Origin of the sequence: Phaeobacter sp. LSS9 (assembly GCF_003443595.1) — a bacterium.
Lineage (GTDB): Bacteria > Pseudomonadota > Alphaproteobacteria > Rhodobacterales > Rhodobacteraceae > Phaeobacter > Phaeobacter piscinae.
In genome coordinates this window covers 3,150,932-3,168,109 of record NZ_CP031956.1, presented here as the reverse complement: position 1 = coordinate 3,168,109, position 17,178 = coordinate 3,150,932, and the positions used below count along the sequence as shown (strand labels likewise).

Here is a 17,178-nt window from a genome sequence, read left to right as displayed (position 1 = left end):
CACCGTGGCCTGCAAACAGGGAGAGAGATCGCATGCCAATCATCAAAGCCGCCGTCTGCCACGAGTTTGGTAGCCCTCTCGTGATCGAAGATGTCCAGCTCGCCGCGCCTCGCACTGGAGAAGTTGAGGTGACGCTGGACGCCGTTGCGATCTGCCATAGCGACATCTCCTTTGCAGAGGGCGCTTGGGGTGGGTTTTTGCCTGCCGTTTATGGCCACGAAGCCGCTGGCGTGATCAGCGCCGTCGGCGACAATGTACAGGGCTTTGCTGAAGGGGACAGCGTTGTCGTCACTCTGATCCGATCCTGTGGCAGCTGTCCCAGCTGCGCAGGCGGTGCGCCAACCCTATGCGAAACCCCTTATGATGCAGTCAACGGCCCGCTCAAAACCACTGACGGTGCGCCGTTGATGCAGGCAATGGCCTGCGGTGCCTTTGCAGAGCGAGTGGTTGTGGATCAACGCCAGATCGTAAAAATCCCAAGCGAAATAGCCAAAGATGTCGCCGCGCTTATCTCCTGCGGCGTCATCACGGGCGTTGGTGCCGCAGTGAACGCCGCAAAGCTGCGCGCGGGCGAGGATGTTGTTGTGATCGGCGCGGGGGGCGTTGGCCTCAATGCGATCCAGGGCGCCCGCATCGCAGGTGCGCGCCGGATCGTTGCCGTCGATCTGAGCGAGGAAAAGCTGGAGATTGCCAAGGAGTTTGGCGCGACCCACACAGTCCTCGGCCGCCTCGATGCGCCATGGAAGGCGTCATACAAGGCTCTTGGCGGCAGAGGGGCTGATGTTGTTCTGGTCACGGTTGGCGCTATCCCGGCCTATGAGCAGGCCACGCGATATCTGGGCATCGGTGGGCGCATGGTGATGATCGGCATGCCGCACTCAGGCGCGAAAGCCAGCTATGAGCCGGTCATCATGGCCGCCATCGGGCAAGGCATGATCGGCTCCAAAATGGGTGACGTGGTAATTCAGCGCGATATTCCGTGGATGGTGGACCTCTATCAGCAGGGGCGCCTGAAGTTGGACGAGTTGATTTCCGGGCGTTGGAGCCTTGGAGACATCAATGCAGCAATTGCCGATACAAAAACAGGATCGGCGCGCCGCAACGTCATTCTTTTTGACCAATAGACCTCAGAGCAGACACGGAAGAACCTGACATGAAACTGCAAGATCTGGACATCATTGTCACCGCTCCCCCCGCTCCTGGCTGGGGAGGGCGCTATTGGATTCTGGTCAAGGTGACCACCGACACCGGCATTACTGGCTGGGGTGAATGTTACGCCGCCTCCGTTGGCCCTGACGCAATGACGCATGTGATCCGCGATGTCTTTGAGCGGCATATGCAGGGCATGAATCCCGAAAATATCGAATGGATGTTTCGGCGGGCCTATTCATCGGGTTTCACGCAGCGCCCCGACCTGAGCGTCATGGGCGCCTTTTCTGGCCTTGAGATCGCCTGTTGGGATATCCTCGGCAAGCATCGTGACCGGCCAGTTCACGCTTTGATTGGCGGGCGAATGAACGATCGGCTGCGCGCCTATACCTATCTTTATCCACTGCCCCATCACGATATTGATGCGTTCTGGAACACGCCCGAACTGGCGGCCGAATCCGCAATCGCAGCCGTGGAAAAAGGTTACACTGCGGTCAAATTCGACCCCGCCGGTCCCTATACGATGCGGGGGGGGCATATGCCGGTCCAATCTGACATCACCCAATCCGTCGCCTTTTGCCGCGCCATCCGGGAGGCCGTCGGCAATAGAGCAGATCTATTGTTCGGCACCCATGGTCAATTTACACCGGCAGGGGCTATTCGGCTCGGCCAAGCGTTGGAACGTTATGAGCCCCTGTGGTTCGAGGAACCCACACCTCCTGATCTAATCGCAGATATGGCTCGGGTCGCAGATCGGGTCCGCATTCCGGTCGCGACAGGGGAACGGCTAACAACGAAAGCGGAGTTCTCCGCCATCTTGCGGGCAGGTGCGGCAGAAATCCTGCAACCGGCCTTGGGGCGATCCGGCGGTATCTGGGAGACCAAGAAAATTGCGGCCATCGCCGAAGTCTTCGGCGCACAGATGGCGCCTCATCTCTACGCCGGTCCTGTCGAGTGGGCGGCCAATATCCAGCTTGCAGCCTCAATCCCCAACCTCTTGATGATCGAAACAATCGAGACACCGTTTCATGCGGCGCTGATTAAGCAGGGGATCACTGTGGAGGACGGTTTCGTGATCCCGTCAGACGCGCCAGGTCTTGGCATTGAGGTCGACGAAGTCCTTGCCCGCGCCCATCCCTTTATCGGGGATGATCTGCACCTCAACATGCAGGATGCCCCATGCAACTATGCCGAGGGCAACAGTTTTGTAGGCGGCGCCCCTCCTATCGAAGAATAACCAGCGCCACGTAGGAGACGCGCGCGGCGTGGCTCAACGGGGCCGGATCTTGGCCAAAATCTGGCAACCGGCGGGAGTGCATGTAACGAGGAAATACAGTCAGTTATCTTCGACGATATGTTGCTGCTGTTCACCCAGCCCATCGATGCCTAGCCGCAGGGTATCGCCCGTCTTCAGATAGATCGGGTCGGGTTTCTGCCCCATCCCAACCCCTGGCGGTGTCCCGGTTGCAATGAGGTCACCGGGGTGCAGTGTCATCAACTGGCTGAGATGCGAGATGATTTCGGCGACGGAAAAGATCATCGTACTGCTGTGCCCCTGCTGCATGCGCTTGCCGTTCACATCACAGTAAAGCGCAAGTTGCTGCGGGTCGGGAACCTCATCGGGTGTTACCAGCCAAGGGCCAATCGGGCCGAAACTGTCGCAGCTCTTCCCTTTGGTCCATTGCCCGGACAGATCCATCTGGAAAGATCGCTCAGAGACATCGTTGACCACGCAATAGCCCGCCACATGGTCCAACGCGTCTTCAACCTCGACGTATTTGGCTGTTTTCCCAATCACCACGCCCAACTCCACCTCCCAGTCGGTTTTCTGCGCGTCGCGCGGCAATACCACTGGATCGTTTGGGCCACTGATGGCTGAATTCGCCTTTAGAAACAGGATCGGATGCTGTGGGATCGCAAGTCCCGCCTCCTCAGCATGATCCCGGTAGTTCAGGCCGATACAGAGGAATTTGCCGACGTCGCCAACGCAGGGGGCCAACCTCGGCTCTCCCTGAACGATCGGCAAATCTGCAAGCGGAAGCGATGCCAGCTTCGCTTGCGTGTCATGTCCTAGTTCTGCGCCCGTGAGATCCGCGATATGCTCGCCAAGGTCTCTCAGAGTGCCATCATCGGCTCTGAGACCCGGACGAATACCGGCGCCACTATAGTATCTCAGTAATTTCATGGCAGTCGCCTCCCCTCGATCCCAAACGCCCGCGCCTCTCATGGACGCGTAAACAGTGCCTCAAAAGCGATCAGCTCGACACATAGCCTGCAACGACTTGCAACAGTTTAAACGCGGTCGCCGCATCGTTTTCTACAACCGCAAGGAACTCCTCCTCACCAATCCTCAAACAGGTCAAGTCGGTTTCCGCAATCATGCTGAGGGCACGGGGTTCCTTCCGGATCAGACCCAATTCGCCGACCAGACGACCTGCGCCGACCTTGGCAACCAAGCGATGTGCCTCCCCGTCCTGCGGCAGGTATAGCCCTGCCTCCCCCTCCAGCACCATATACGCGCCATCGCTGGCCTCATCGTCTTTCAGAAACACGGTGTCACCAGCCTTCGCCGTGTACCAGCGCGCGCCAAAGGCCAGCAGACGCAGCTGACGGCGATTGAGTTCGGAGAACAGCTCTGTCTGCTCCAGCGCTCTGAGTTTGCGCGCAAGGTCCGCACTCCCCGCGCCATCACTGACCGCATCCGCAACCGGGCTGTCGCTGACCAGTCGCCCCTGACGCAGTTCATAGTAGCCGTCGAAAACATCCGGGCTTTCGAAGCTGCTGCCAAGGTAAATCAGCGTGGTGTCCGGCAACAGCTGGCGCAGATTCTTATGGATCGCGATCCGAGTGTCGAGGTCATAACTCGCCATGGCGGCATCCAAGATCAAGATATCGGGACGTTTGATGGACGCTCGTGAGAACGCAAGCGGCTCCGCAAAACTGGCTGCAAGCCCCTGCCCGCCCAGCGCAATCGGCAGATCAAAGATCAGCTCAACCACGTGATCACGGACACCGTTCTTCACCAGCACATCCGAGACAAGTTTCTGCACCTCTTCCGCCCGCCCGCCGGCGCTATCGGAAATTTTGCCGAACAGGGCGTTTTCCAGAACCGTCAAGCCAGGTGCAAATGCCCGGTCATCAAGCGGTTCGAAAATATCATCCAGCGTCGCCATCAACTGGCTGGAATGACTCTGCCGGAAGGCCAGAATACGCTCTTCTATCTCACTGCTGAACGCCGCGCCGATCTGCTCAGCTGAAATGCTGAAAGGAACGATCAGCAACCGCGCCAGCTCCTCATGGCTCAGCGCGGAGACACCATCGTTACGGGTCTTGTCCACCAGCGCGAGCGCGCCCTCATAGGCCGAGGCCTCCAGACCCAGCTTGCGGAACAGCGGATGATCGGTGCCATCGATACCAAAGATCTGCCGCAGCATTTCCACGACATCACGGCTAAGGGCCACAAGATCCGCGTCCAGATTGAGGTCACGCAGTTGATCAAGGAAATCGTCCTGTTGGCGCAGCACGTCTTCGCTCATGCGGCCCTGTGTGGTCGCATATAACAGGTTTTCCGCCACTGGCAGTGCCGGGTTGTAGCGATCAGGTGCCAAGAAATGCACATAGTCATCTAGGCCCGCGTCGATGACGGCCTGCTGCACGGTACCCCGCAGATCGACGAGTTGCTGCGCCAGTTCCGGGTGGCTTGAGGCCTCAAAGCGTTGCTCGACCCCACGGCGAAACAGCGCGGTGTCGGATCCAATGCCTGAAACCAGCCTGAGCCACCAGTCGCGCAGCTCCGCCTCGCTGGAGAACCCGGCGAGGGCCGGATCCAGCCACGACGCGTCGAGCGGATCGGGACTATTGCCTGCACGCTGCGCCACATCATACCGCCGCAGATCCTGTGCGGCTCCCAGTGGCCGCTGTCGGATCGGCATCATCACATTGTCGCCGAACGACCCCTGAAACAACACCGGTCGGGAGGTGGCATGTCCGATACGTGCGGCGATCACCGCCTGATGAATGTCGCGCATATCCTGGCCATCAATCAAAACCTCACCGGCCGAGGGCAGCAATTCCCGGGTCAGCAGCCCCGCCAAGGCGCGGCGGTCTTCCTCCGACGGGGCGGCGACGCCAATCACCTTCCCTGCCGGGAACCGCGCGTTCAGATCTTCCAGAACGAGATTGCCATTGGCGTCACGAACATTGACCCCCTCAACGACGATATCACCCTTCAGGCGCTGCAATTCATCCGGTGCGCCAGTCATCAACGCCTCGTCAACCATTCCCGGAGGATCGAACCGCTCCAGAATGACATCCCAACGCAACGCCATATCCTGCGTCTGGTTGTAGTAGGCCAGCAACTCCTTCCAGGGAGACGCCAAATCCTTGTAGGCTGCGAGAGCTGCAACCAACGCGCCAAGCGAGACCTTGCCCTCCAGCACCAGGTAGCCGCCCACCGCGTAGAACAGGAACGGCGTCAACTGCGTAATGAAGTTGTTGAGAAACTTCATGAAGAATTTCTTCTGATAGATCTCAAACCGGATGTCATAAAGCCAGCCAAGCCGGTCAGTGATCACAGCCATCCGGTAGCGCCAGCCGCCATTCAGACGCAGGGTCGACGCCCCCGCCGCGCTCTCTCCTATTTCAGAGGCCAAGGCCCGGATCTGGCGAATGCGTTTCTTGTTCAGCAGGTTGATCTGGCGCTGCAACATCGGAATCAACCAGCCCTGCAACGGAATAAGCGCAACAGCCGCCAGCCCGAACCAGACATTCTGCATGAACAGAAAATACAGGATGGTCAGCATTTGACCCGCCTGCAGAACCGGCTGGCTGACCGCATCCCCCATAAGCCCGCCCATGGGCTCGCTCTCGGATGTGATCATGGAGACCAATTCACCCTGGCTGACCCGCTCGAAATACGGCTGCGGAAACCTTAGCACACGTGAGATCAGCCGATAACGAAACCGTCGCAACATCCGCTCGGCCAGAATACCCTTCATCGTGTTGATGCGCATCTTCAAGAGGCCATGGGCCAGCACCGCCAGAAGGAACCCGCCGCACAATAGCCAGAGGTAGTGCAGCTGGGTCAGCTCATATCCAAACAGATCAATGCTGGAACTTTGAGCACCGATAGCATCATTGATGATGCGCTTTGGCAGTTCCAGCGTCAGATACAGTAATGGAAACAGGCAGGCAGTAACCACCAGCAAGACCATCTGGTCGCGCTTGGAGTAAGTCCAGATAAACCGAAAGAGAGTGCGTTCTATGGGACGGCTCCGAAATGGCGACAGTTGCGGAAACGGATCCTGATATGCCTAGCCCGGATTACCTGTTGCAGGCAATGGCAACAGGGCGATCCCCCCATCGAAGTTCGTTCACAAGCCTCATGACAACACTAAGTTCCGGCACAGTTGACGGTGCGTCGTGACGAATACTGTTACAGGCCATTTGCCTGCATCAAAAAAATACGTAAGCTTTCAGAGCTCGCGACACAAAATGAGGCCGTTCCTTTGTCAGATCCTCTCGCATCCCTGTTGGGATTGCTCTGCCTGCTTCAGATCAAGCACATGTTTGCCGATTTTTATCTGCAGACGCCTAAAATGCTGTCAGGCCGCGGGGAATATCTGCATGCGGGGCGCGCGCAACATGCCGGGGTTCATGTATTGGGATCGATCATCGCCTTTGTGATTATGGGGGCACCGGTCGGGTTTGTTCTGATTATCTGCGCACTGGAATGGGTCGCCCATTTCAATATCGACTATTGCAAGGCCTGCTATTCCAAACGCAAGGAGCTGGCGCCCGATATGGCTGTCTATTGGCGTGCAATGGGGACCGATCAGGCGCTGCACCAGCTTACCTATCTGGCGATGGCAGCGGCCTGGGCTCATGTGAGTTTCGGATAGATCCCCCCGGAGACGAGCGGCGCGACCCCGTCACCAATTCGGCCCGTCCTAGGGCGCCACGGGTTCGTCGCGTTTAATCGTCCGCAGAACCACATTTGTCTGCGCGCTGGCCACCGCAGGCAAGCGGAACAGAAACTCCTCCAGAAATCGGTTGTAGGCGTCCAGATCAGGCGCCAGCACGCGCAGGTGATAGTCTGACTGCCCAGTGGTCGCATAACATTCCTGAACCAGACGGCTGGTTTCCACGGCCCTGATGAAATCCGCCAGCTTATCGCGATCATGGCGTGTCAGCTGGACATGAACGATGGCATGAAACCCCAGCCCCATCGCCTTTGCATTCACCACGGCACCGTAACGTTCGATGATGCCAGCCTCCTCAAGCATACGCACCCGTCGCCACAGCGCTGAGGTGGACATGCCGACTGCGTCAGCCAGATCCGCATTCGACATCCGCGCATCCTGCTGAAGGAGTGTCAGGATGCGCTGGTCACGGTCATCCAGCACCAATTCATCACTCATGGCAATATTTTCCAGATTACCTCGCCTGATGGTACATATATTCACTTTTACCTCTGCGAACACACAATCTGGCACACATTTTCTACATGACCGGGTTATTCTTTCAGATGATAGCCACTTTGATGCAAGGGATGCCTCCATGACCCAGCTCAGCCATGATTTCCGCAGCTACCAGCTGGATGACCGATATGAGTATACCAGAGGCCGCGTTTTCCTGACCGGCACACAGGCACTCGCGCGGGTCATGTTGGATCAGGCCCGGCGCGATAAGTCTGCGGGATTGAACACGGCGGGTTTTGTCTCCGGGTACCGTGGGTCACCACTGGGTGGAGTTGATCTGGAATTCTGGCGCAGCCGCAAACGCATGGATGCGCACAACATTACCTTCATGCCTGCCGTCAACGAAGATCTAGGCGCAACCGCTGTTCTGGGCGCGCAGCAAGCCATTCTCGACCCTCACTGTGAGGTCGAGGGCGTGTTTTCCATGTGGTATGGCAAAGGACCGGGTGTCGACCGATCCGGCGATGCGCTGAAACACGGCAACGCCTATGGCTCATCAGAAAAGGGCGGCGTGCTGGTGGTCGCGGGCGATGACCATGGCTGTGTCAGCTCCTCAATGCCCCATCAATCCGATGTGGCCTTCATGTCGTGGTTCATGCCGGTCCTGAACCCTGCCGATGTCTCTGAGTTTCTGCAATTCGGCGAATATGGCTTTGCGCTTTCGCGTTATTCCGGCACGTGGGTCGGATTTAAGGCCGTTTCGGAAACCGTGGAAAGCGCCCGTTCGGTGGACCTGCGCCCGGACCGCAATTTCACCTACCCGGAGCTGCCGGACTACCCAGGTGGCCTGCATATCCGCCGCTCCGATCTCCCCTCTCCCGAGATCGAAACCCGGATCCATGCCAAACTGCGTGCGGTACGTGCCTTTGCCGAGGCCAACCCGATTGATACCCGGATCTATGACCTGCCAAAAGCGACGTTCGGGTTTGTGACCACTGGCAAGGGTCACCTCGACCTGATGGAAGCACTGCGGTTGCTTGGCCTTGATCAGGCTGCCTGCAAGCGTTTGGGCATTGATATCTACAAGGTTGGCATGGTCTGGCCGCTTGCGCGAACGGAGGCGCTGCGTTTTGTAAAGGGCAAACAGGAGGTTCTGGTTGTCGAGGAAAAGCGCGGTATTATCGAAAGCCAGTTCAAGGAATACTTCTACGACTGGCCTGGCGATAAACCGGAGCGGATGGTTGGCAAACATGACAGCCAGGGCAACCCGCTGATCCCTTGGACGGGTGAGCTGTCCCCTCTGACCTTGGTGCCGATTGTTGCAGAACGGCTGAACCGGTTTTTCCCGGAGGAAAACCTGCTGGATCGGGCGAATGCCCTGACCGCGGAACCACCCCGATTGCTGAATGTGCCGGGTGCCACCCGTACGCCGTATTTCTGCTCGGGCTGCCCTCACAACACCTCGACCAAACTGCCCGAAGGCAGCAAGGCGAATTCTGGTATCGGCTGCCACGTTATGGCGAGCTGGATGGACCGCGACACCGCTGGCTACGCCCAGATGGGCGGCGAAGGGGTGCCCTGGACAGTCGCCTCCAAATTCAATGGCGGCAAACATGTGTTTCAGAACCTTGGTGAGGGGACGTGGTATCACTCTGGTTCACTGGCCATTCGTCAGGCGGTCGCGGCCGATACGAATATCACCTACAAGGTTCTCTATAATGACGCCGTTGCAATGACGGGCGGTCAGCCCGTGGATGGCCCGGTGAGTGTCTCAGGCATCGCCCAGACCTGCCGCGCCGAAGGCGTTGACCGGATCGCATTGGTGTCGGACAACATTGAGAAGTTTTCTAAGTCGGAGTTCCCGGCAGGCACCAGCTTTCATGATCGACGCGACATGGACAGCGTCCAGCGCGAACTGCGCGAGATCCCGGGCGTCACCGTCCTGATCTACGAACAGACCTGCGCCACTGAGAAGCGCCGCCGCCGCAAGCGCGGCACGATGGAGGACCCCAAGCGTTTTGCCTTCATCAATGATCTGGTCTGCGAGGGCTGTGGCGATTGCTCTGTGGAATCCAACTGTCTGAGCGTTGAGCCAAAAGAAACACCCTTTGGTCGCAAGCGTAAAATCAACCTCTCCAGCTGTAACAAGGATTTCTCCTGCCTGAACGGCTTCTGCCCCAGCTTTGTGACCGTCGAGGGCGCAACGCGACGCAAGAAGGAGGTCGCTGCACTCGATGCTTCGGCGTTGACCGCAGATCTGCCACCCCCGGCCCTACCGTCACTGAAAGAGCCGTTCGATCTTCTGGTGACAGGTGTTGGTGGCACCGGAGTGGTCACCGTAGGTGCGCTGATCACAATGGCGGCCCATCTGGAGGGCAAAGGTGCCAGCGTGCTGGATTTCACCGGCTTTGCGCAGAAGTTTGGCACAGTGTTGGGCTATATTCGCCTGTCCAATACACCGGACGCCCTGCATCAGGTGCGCATCGACCAAAGTGCCGCAGACGCCGTCATCGGCTGTGATGTGGTCGTCAGCTCTGCGCCCAAAGCCTCCGCCCACTATCGCGCGGGCACCAAGATGGTACTGAACCGCGCCGAAATGCCGACAGGCGATCTGGTCCTACGTCGAGATGCAGACCTTATGGCCAATCTCCGTGAGAAATCCATCTCAGATGTCATCGGTGCGGACAACCTGTCAGGGTTCAACGCAAACGAGGCGGCTGAGACCCTCCTTGGTGATGCGGTTCTGGCCAATGTAATGATGCTTGGCTTTGCTTGGCAGAACGGGTTGGTGCCCGTGAGCCTCGGCGCGTTGGATCAGGCAATTGTGCTCAACGGGGTTGCCATCGAGAAAAACCGCCTGGCCTTCGCCATCGGGCGTGCATTTGCCCACGACCCTACGCGCCTGTCCGAACTTTATGATGAAGCAGAAGCCCCTGAGGAAACGCTCGCAGAACTGATTGACCGGCGCGCCACCTTCCTGACCGGGTATCAGGACGTCGCCTATGCACAGTCCTATACCGCCCTGCTGGAGGCGCTGCGCAACGCGCTTCACGCAAGCGGGTCAGACACCCTGCTGACCGCCGCGGCGCGATCGCTGTTCAAACTGATGGCCTACAAGGACGAATTTGAGGTGGCCCGTCTGCTGAGCGACGAAAGCTTCAAACATCAGCTCGAAGCCGAGTTTGATGGCGACTTCCGAATGAATTATCACCTCGCGCCGCCGCTTCTCAGCCGGAAGACCGATGCACGCGGACGTCCTCAGAAAATGCAGTTCGGTTCCTGGATGCGCCCCGCGCTGCGCCTTCTCGCCAAGGGACGCCGCATGCGTGGCAGCCGTTGGAACCCATTTGGGCGCCACGAAGAGGCGCGTCTGCACCGCGACTTGCTGACGTGGTATCAGGCCATCATCACCACTGCCACGGAGCGCTATTCACCTGAGCATCATGACGTCTGGCTGAAAGTGCTGAGCGCCCCCATGGATATACGGGGTTATGGTCCTGTAAGGATGGCAGCGGCTGAAAAGGTCAAAGCCGCGGTGAACACCCAGCTGGAGTCACTTTAATATCACCGGTCAAGGACGCCAGAATTCTCTGGCATAACCCGCAAATTCGGCCAGCTCTTCGGGGCTGGCTGCTTGCCCTGTGAACACTTCCAAATAGGCACCGGTCATACTGAGCCGCTGGTCATAGGGCTCATTCAGGCCTGCCATGTCGTATCCCAGCTGCATATAGTAGAGCACCTTCGCCCGCGTCTCCGCGTCGCGTTCCGCGTAGTCATAGCGCCGGAACATCGCCGTCAGCGCGTCGATCCGCCGGGCATCAGACATATCCAGAATATTACGTACATGACCGGATCTACGCGCCCAGTCACGCACCGCGAAATCCAATGCCGTGTTGAACAGCTGAGGATTGGCGGTGCAGCGAAACACATTCAGCACTGCCGCCGCAATGGTTTCAGCCGGCGCCTCAGCCTGACCGATCATGCCGATCGTATTGGTCTGTTCCCAGCTGGTCAGCAGCGCGTCGAGCAGATCCTGGCGTGATTTGAAGTACCAGTAGAACGAGGAGCGCGACACGCCCATCCGCTCGGCGAGGGCCAGCACCTTCACCTGTTCTACCCCATCGGTGATAAGAACATCCATGGCAACATTCAGCCAATCCGCGCGGGTGACCTTGATGTTGCCAACCAGCGGAGCGGCATCTGGATCGTCACGATGCAGAACGGGTTTATCTGCCATATCAGGCCCCTGAATTATTGGATCGAGAACGCGGCAGAGCAGCCACAGAAAGCGCCCTCAATCTGCCGCTGTTTTCGGCCACTGTCCATCCATGCGCCAGACGCCTCTTCGAGAGAACGCCTACAGTTGAGCGCTGGGTCGCGCGGCGACCCGGTCGTACCATCCACGGGTGGCAGTATTCCCCTCAGGGATACGCATTTTGACAACGCGCGCGAAATCGACAAACACAAACGCAGCGATATCGGCAAGAGTCAGATGATCCAGCGCCACAAAGGTGCTTTGCTGCAATCGTGCCTCCAACAGATCAAAGAACTTCTGCGTTCGACTACGACCCCGTTCTGCCAACTCAGGGATCTGAGCATGGTTGTCCGGGCCGGGAATGGCCCGATGGGCAAAGGCCGGGTGGCTGTTGCGCAATGCCTCGGCAATAGGCAGACCACCCTGCGCCTCGACAATCGCATGCCACATCAGGACTTGCCCCTTTTCCTCGGGGGTGCGCCCCATCAAGGGGGGCTCAGGGTGCAGCGCTTCCAGATAGGCTGCGATCCCTAGATTCTCGGTCAAGATCAGCTCACCGTCGGTCACCAGCACCGGCAGTGTCGCCTGCGGGTTGATGGCGCGGAATTCCTCGGACATCTGCTCCCCCTTGGCGATGGAGATGTCCCGCGTTTCGATGTCCAAACCTTTTTCCGCGATGAACATCCGCGCCCGCCGCGGGTTGGGTGCAGTGCTGCAGTCGTAGAATATCATCGTGTCACCTCTTGCCAGTGCCCATCATCCCGGATCAGCCTAGGTTGGTTTTTGCTGATGAGGCCAGAGAAACCCAACGTCGTTAAGAGCAGTGCGGCAAGGCGAAGACGTGTCAGGCAGTTCGACGGTAGATGAAACAGCGCCCCGGTACAGCTCCCTCCGGCAACGGCTGTTCCGCCAGCGCGTCGAAATACATCCGGTCAGAGGACACCATCAAACCATCAATCGCCAGCAGCGGTTCGATCAAAGGTGAAATCATCCTAGCAAAGGCGTCGTTCTTTTCCCGGTTGTGCCCGCCCAGATCCGCATGGATCAGGCTGGCGCCCGCAGGAAACCGGGTACGCGCCGCAGGCAGAGTCTCGCGGACATCACCGAGAATGGTCAAATGTTCCGCAGGGGTGCTGTCCGGGTGCGATGCCACCGCCCGTTCAAACACATAGACATCACGATCTCGGATACGCTCCCGCATGTGGTGATAGGTGCGCCCGTTGCCCAGGCCCAGTTCGAAAACCGGTTCGCTCCTGCCCGCTGTCTGCGTGATCGCCGCATCCAAGCAGGCCCGTTGGGAGACCATCCGGTCGATAAAGAGATCCAGACGGGTGGTGGTGTTCTGCTCGCTCATGGCATTCTCCCCTTGGGTAAAGATTGGCGCCAGAAGGCGGCCTGCCGCGACAGCTGTGCCAGAGTTTGTCGTGAATGTGTAGCATCCTATCGATAGGTGTCCGGGCGTTACAGCACGAGGTTTGGCCGCTCTCATACGCTCAAATTTTCGACATCGATCTTTAGCGGATGGAAATGGGATTTGACTATTGCCCCAGTGGCGCGCGACAGTGGGCGAAAAAACAGGGGATATGGAACCGCGATGCAAGCGCCTCAACGGCTTGGTGGCTTAGGCTAAATGACGCCTCTGCTGTCTGTCGAAAACCTCAGTATCGGATTTGGCCAGGGCGACCTGGTTGTACAGGACGTGAATTTTTCCGTCGCTGCCGGAGAAACCGTTGCCCTTGTCGGCGAAAGTGGGTCCGGCAAAACTGTGACCTGCCGCGCCGTTCTGCGCATTCTGCCAAAGGCCGCGCAGATCCGGCATGGCCGGATGCTGTGGCGCGGTGTCAATGGCGGTGCAGAGCGGGATCTGCGGCTCCTTGGCGAGCGGCAAATGCGCGATATTCGCGGCAATGAGATCGCGATGATCTTTCAGGAACCCATGCGTTCGCTCTCGCCGCTGCACCGGATTGGTAACCAGGTTGCCGAAGTCCTTTGGCTGCATGGCGGAAAAAGCGAAAGCGCGGCCAAGCGGGAGGTTCTGACCTGTTTTGAACGAGTGGGCTTCCCCGATCCCGAACGCACCTACAAATCCTACCCGTTTGAGCTGTCCGGCGGGATGCGCCAGCGGGCGATGATTGCGATGGCTATGGTGGCCAAACCTGATTTGCTGATCGCGGACGAGCCGACCACCGCGCTGGATGTGACAACACAGGCCCAAGTCCTAGGACTGATGAAAGATCTGCAGCGCGACACGGGCATGGCCATGATCCTGGTAACCCATGATCTGGGTGTGGTCGCCAATATGGCCGAACAGGTCGTTGTCATGCACAAGGGCCGCGTAATGGAGGCCGGCAGTGCGGAAACCGTTCTTGGCGCGCCAGCGCATCCCTATACCCAAGCTCTGTTCAAGGCAGCACCGCAAATCCCCGAGACGCCTGAACCTGTCACCCCGGTGCCGAGCGACGACCTGATCCTTGAGTTGCGAAACGTCTCCAAAACCTATGCATTGCGCGCGGGCAAAGGCTGGTCTGCCCCGACCCTTATTCACGCCTGCAAGGAACTGAACCTGGCGTTGCCACGCGGCAAAACACTGGCGATTGTTGGCGAAAGCGGTTCCGGAAAAACCACTGCTGCGCGCATCGCACTGGGTGCCGAAATGCCTGATCCCGGCGGCGAGGTATTGTTCCGGTCTGCATCCGACGCGACACCGATTGCCGTTCACGATATGAACCGCAGCAGCCGGACCGCCTTTCAAAAAGCGGCTCAGATGGTGTTTCAGGACCCCTATTCGTCCCTATCGCCGCGCATGCGGGTTCAGGATGCTATGGTCGAGCCGATGGAGATCCATGGTCTGGGCAACCGCAGCAGTCGCCGGGATCGCGCTGCTGAGATGTTGCGATTGGTGGGGCTGCAGCCTGAGATGTTGCTGCGATATCCGCATGCGTTCTCCGGTGGTCAGCGGCAGCGACTGTCCATTGCACGTGCGCTGATGCTGGACCCGTCACTGATTGTCTGCGATGAGCCGACTTCGGCGCTGGATGTCTCGGTTCAGGAACAGATCCTACGCCTCTTGGAGGATATTCGTGACCAACAGCAGCTCTCCTACCTCTTTATCAGTCACGACCTCGCTGTTGTGGCCCGCATTGCCGACGAGGTTGCGGTGATGCGTCGTGGTATGGTGGTGGAACAGGCACCGCCTGAAACGCTGTTTTATAACCCGCAGCATCCCTACACGAAGGCACTGATTGCCGCCCAACCAGAGCCAAGCATTACGCGCCCGATCAACCTCAAATTGGTCGCACAGGGTGCCGGATCACCCGACAGCTGGCCCGATCGCTTCAAATTCTCTGGCATCACGGCCCCGCCATTGGTGCATGTGGAACCCGGACATAAGGTACGATGTCATGTTTAATCTGCGCCAATCCCTGAAGACCCTCGCAACTGGCGCGTTTTTGGCCCATGTTCTGCCCCTTGCCATAGCCTCTTCTGCTATCGCCAATCCGGCAGCGTTAGTCGAAAGCGGATTTTGGGAGCAGGAGGTCAAATCCGGCGACCTGCCACCGATTGCCGAGCGCCTGCCCGAGGTGCCATTGGTGGTCGATCTGGAAGCCAAGGGGCGTCAGCCCGGTATTCAGGGCGGTACCCTCAACACGATGGTCACTCGGTCCAAGGACATCCGGCAGATGGTTGTCTATGGTTACGCCCGGCTGGCGGGCTACGACGAAAACTACCAGCTACAGCCCGATATACTGTTGGACTTCGAGGTCGAGGACAATCGACGGTTCACGCTGAAACTGCGCCCCGGTCATCGCTGGTCGAACGGAGACCCGTTTACCTCAGCCGATTTTGAGTATTGGTGGAAAGACGTGGCAAATAACCTGCTGCTCAATCCCACAGGCGCACCAGACTACCTGAAGGTGGATGGCGCCCTACCAACCGTTAGCTTCCCCGATGAAACAACCGTAATTTACGAATGGGCGGCCCCCAATCCAAGCTTCCTGCACAGCCTCGCACAGGCCAGCCCGCCGTTTATCTATCGCCCGTCCGCCTATCTAAAACAATTTCACGCAGACTATGCGGACCCCGCAAAACTTGCCGAGGAGGTCGACTATGCCCGGGTCAAAAGCTGGGCCGCGCTGCACAACAAGCTCGACAATATGTACAAGTTCGACAATCACGAATTGCCGACTCTTCAGCCCTGGATCAACGCCACCTCGGGCAAGAAAATCCGACACCTCTTTGTCCGCAATCCTTATTACCATCGCCTCGACAGCAATGGCATTCAGCTGCCCTACATCGACACGGTCGAGATGGAAATCGTGGCAGGTGGGCTGGTCGCGGCAAAAACCAATGCCGGTGAGGCAGATCTTCAGGCCCGCGGCCTTGGCTTTCGCGACATTCCGATCCTGCGCAAGGGCGAAAGCGATGGCGCCGACTACAAGACCTACCTCTGGGGCAATGGCACCGCGTCGCAAATCGCCATCTATCCCAATCTCAACGTAGACGACGCCCAGTGGCGCCAGGTGCTGCGCGACACCCGTGTTCGCCGCGCATTGTCCGTGGCGATCAACCGCGCAGGCATCAACAAGGCGCTGTATTTCAAGCTGGCAAAACCTGGTGCCATGACGGTTCTGGAGGCCAGCCCTTTCTTTGACCCCGCCCTCCGCGAGGCTTGGGCACAATATGATCCTGAGCTGGCCAATCAACTGCTGGATGAGGCTGGTCTGACTGAGCGCGACGGCTATGGCATTCGCAAACTCCCCGATGGCAGACCGATGGAACTGGTTGTGGAAACGGCCGGGGAGCGGCAGGAGGTCGAGAACGCTTTGCAGATCATCTCGGACGATTGGCGCGATGTCGGTGTCAAACTGGTGATGCGTCCGCTGGATCGTGACATCCTGCGCAACCGGGTGTTTTCCGGCACCACCATGGCGTCCGTCTGGTATGGTTGGGACAATGGCCTGCCACAGACCTACACCTCGCCTGCGTATCTGGCACCAACAGATCAGGTGTTTCTGTCCTGGCCAAAATGGGGCCAGTACCACCAGACCAGTGGCGATGTTGGCGAGGCTCCCGACCTTGAACCGGCGCAGAGGCTCATGGCCCTCTGGCATGACTGGGAAGCGGCAAAGACCGATGAAGAGCGAACACGCGTCTGGCAGGAAATGCTGAAGATCCACGCTGATGAGGTCTACGCTATCGGCCTCGTCGCTGCGGCACCGCAACCGGTTGTGGTCAGCAACCGACTGCGCAATGTACCGCAAAAAGGGATCTGGGCATGGGATCCCGGCGCCCATTTTGGCATCTACCGCCCGGATGAGTTCTTCTTCGAAGATGGCAAGGGCTGAGGAACCGCAT

Annotated in this window: 12 protein-coding genes; 6 read left to right on the top strand and 6 right to left on the bottom strand. The window is 58.6% G+C overall.

All coding sequences use genetic code 11. From position 1 onward, the window contains the following. The first annotated feature begins 32 nt into the window (after positions 1-32). Positions 33-1,124, top strand: coding sequence for a Zn-dependent alcohol dehydrogenase (locus D1820_RS15135; protein WP_118069614.1), 1,092 nt, complete (start codon positions 33-35; stop codon positions 1,122-1,124). A 29-nt stretch (positions 1,125-1,153) separates the two neighbouring features. Beyond that, entirely contained in the window at positions 1,154-2,386 is a 1,233-nt protein-coding gene (locus tag D1820_RS15130) for a mandelate racemase/muconate lactonizing enzyme family protein (protein ID WP_118069613.1), read from the top strand. Between the two features lie 99 nt (positions 2,387-2,485). Here the strand turns inward: D1820_RS15130 and D1820_RS15125 are convergent, their stop codons facing one another. Further along, a complete protein-coding gene (locus tag D1820_RS15125; RefSeq protein WP_118069612.1) occupies positions 2,486-3,334 on the bottom strand; it encodes a fumarylacetoacetate hydrolase family protein in 849 nt (282 codons plus the stop codon). Positions 3,335-3,404: 70 nt separating this feature from the next. Beyond that, positions 3,405-6,362, bottom strand: coding sequence for an ABC transporter transmembrane domain-containing protein (locus D1820_RS15120; RefSeq protein WP_118069611.1), 2,958 nt, complete (start codon positions 6,360-6,362; stop codon positions 3,405-3,407). 351 nt (positions 6,363-6,713) lie between these two features. Between D1820_RS15120 and D1820_RS15115 the strand changes: the two genes are divergently transcribed. Continuing rightward, positions 6,714-7,049 (top strand): DUF3307 domain-containing protein, encoded by a 336-nt coding sequence (locus D1820_RS15115; protein ID WP_241770559.1) that lies wholly within the window; start codon positions 6,714-6,716, stop codon positions 7,047-7,049. A 48-nt stretch (positions 7,050-7,097) separates the two neighbouring features. Here D1820_RS15115 and D1820_RS15110 read toward each other — a convergent pair whose 3' ends face one another. Then, positions 7,098-7,568: an Lrp/AsnC family transcriptional regulator gene (locus tag D1820_RS15110; RefSeq protein ID WP_096870567.1), complete on the bottom strand. Its 471-nt coding sequence runs from the start codon at positions 7,566-7,568 to the stop codon at positions 7,098-7,100. A 139-nt stretch (positions 7,569-7,707) separates the two neighbouring features. On the opposite strand from D1820_RS15110, the gene D1820_RS15105 reads away from it, so the two are divergent. Next, a complete protein-coding gene (locus D1820_RS15105) occupies positions 7,708-11,130 on the top strand; it encodes an indolepyruvate ferredoxin oxidoreductase family protein (RefSeq protein ID WP_118069610.1) in 3,423 nt (1,140 codons plus the stop codon). Between the two features lie 9 nt (positions 11,131-11,139). Here D1820_RS15105 and D1820_RS15100 read toward each other — a convergent pair whose 3' ends face one another. The 3 genes from D1820_RS15100 to D1820_RS15090 form a co-directional block, all read right to left on the bottom strand. Next, positions 11,140-11,805, bottom strand: coding sequence for a TetR/AcrR family transcriptional regulator (locus D1820_RS15100; protein WP_096870565.1), 666 nt, complete (start codon positions 11,803-11,805; stop codon positions 11,140-11,142). Between the two features lie 120 nt (positions 11,806-11,925). Beyond that, positions 11,926-12,555, bottom strand: coding sequence for a glutathione S-transferase family protein (locus tag D1820_RS15095; RefSeq protein WP_118069609.1), 630 nt, complete (start codon positions 12,553-12,555; stop codon positions 11,926-11,928). Between the two features lie 112 nt (positions 12,556-12,667). Then, a complete protein-coding gene (locus D1820_RS15090) occupies positions 12,668-13,177 on the bottom strand; it encodes a class I SAM-dependent methyltransferase (protein ID WP_118069608.1) in 510 nt (169 codons plus the stop codon). Between the two features lie 276 nt (positions 13,178-13,453). On the opposite strand from D1820_RS15090, the gene D1820_RS15085 reads away from it, so the two are divergent. Together D1820_RS15085 and D1820_RS15080 are read left to right on the top strand one after the other, a co-directional pair. Continuing rightward, positions 13,454-15,232 (top strand): ABC transporter ATP-binding protein, encoded by a 1,779-nt coding sequence (locus D1820_RS15085; RefSeq protein WP_118069607.1) that lies wholly within the window; start codon positions 13,454-13,456, stop codon positions 15,230-15,232. Continuing rightward, on the top strand, positions 15,225-17,168 hold the full coding sequence (locus D1820_RS15080) for an ABC transporter substrate-binding protein (RefSeq protein ID WP_118069606.1): 1,944 nt from the start codon (positions 15,225-15,227) through the stop codon (positions 17,166-17,168). The genes D1820_RS15085 and D1820_RS15080 overlap by 8 nt, the downstream gene beginning before the upstream one ends. Positions 17,169-17,178 lie beyond the last annotated feature (10 nt).

Bases quoted from the DNA above. Each gene is read 5' to 3' on its own strand.
- D1820_RS15135 (WP_118069614.1), top strand. From the start codon at position 33: ATGCCAATCATCAAAGCCGCCGTCTGCCACGAGTTTGGTAGCCCTCTC.
- D1820_RS15130 (WP_118069613.1), top strand. From the start codon at position 1,154: ATGAAACTGCAAGATCTGGACATCATTGTCACCGCTCCCCCCGCTCCT.
- D1820_RS15125 (WP_118069612.1), bottom strand. From the start codon at position 3,334: ATGAAATTACTGAGATACTATAGTGGCGCCGGTATTCGTCCGGGTCTC.
- D1820_RS15120 (WP_118069611.1), bottom strand. From the start codon at position 6,362: ATGGTCTTGCTGGTGGTTACTGCCTGCCTGTTTCCATTACTGTATCTG.
- D1820_RS15115 (WP_241770559.1), top strand. From the start codon at position 6,714: ATGTTTGCCGATTTTTATCTGCAGACGCCTAAAATGCTGTCAGGCCGC.
- D1820_RS15110 (WP_096870567.1), bottom strand. From the start codon at position 7,568: ATGAGTGATGAATTGGTGCTGGATGACCGTGACCAGCGCATCCTGACA.
- D1820_RS15105 (WP_118069610.1), top strand. From the start codon at position 7,708: ATGACCCAGCTCAGCCATGATTTCCGCAGCTACCAGCTGGATGACCGA.
- D1820_RS15100 (WP_096870565.1), bottom strand. From the start codon at position 11,805: ATGGCAGATAAACCCGTTCTGCATCGTGACGATCCAGATGCCGCTCCG.
- D1820_RS15095 (WP_118069609.1), bottom strand. From the start codon at position 12,555: ATGATATTCTACGACTGCAGCACTGCACCCAACCCGCGGCGGGCGCGG.
- D1820_RS15090 (WP_118069608.1), bottom strand. From the start codon at position 13,177: ATGAGCGAGCAGAACACCACCACCCGTCTGGATCTCTTTATCGACCGG.
- D1820_RS15085 (WP_118069607.1), top strand. From the start codon at position 13,454: ATGACGCCTCTGCTGTCTGTCGAAAACCTCAGTATCGGATTTGGCCAG.
- D1820_RS15080 (WP_118069606.1), top strand. From the start codon at position 15,225: ATGTTTAATCTGCGCCAATCCCTGAAGACCCTCGCAACTGGCGCGTTT.